The sequence below is a fragment of the Arthrobacter sp. B0427-1-12 genome, assembly GCF_059092905.1.
The window spans coordinates 1-257 of record NZ_JBNHIC010000265.1 but is presented as its reverse complement, the minus strand read 5'-3'; the positions used below and the strand labels follow the sequence as shown (position 1 = coordinate 257).

The 257-nt window shown below is 67.3% G+C and carries 1 protein-coding gene; it reads right to left on the bottom strand.

All coding sequences use genetic code 11. The features are described 5' to 3' along the window. On the bottom strand, positions 1 to 257 hold a 257-nt coding region (locus AC5RWU_RS24795), incomplete at both ends, for a winged helix-turn-helix domain-containing protein (protein WP_493986809.1).

Below are 257 nucleotides of genomic sequence, written 5' to 3'. Positions count from 1 at the left end.
GGTCCAGTTCGGAGTCTTCGACGGTGATATCCACCGGGTCGGCCTTGGAGACGTTCTGCCGCTGCGGCTCGTAGTCGCGGTAGGCCGGGATGTCCTTCAGGACGTCCTGGGTGACGGCCTGCGGGTTCCGGTGCAGCAGTTCCCGGCCCAGATCGGTGATGACGAACCTGCCGCGTTCGGGCTTGGCGACCGCTGTCGCCCGGGTCAGGTCCGACATGGCCCACCCGATCCGGTTCTCCGCTTTGGACTGGCCGGAG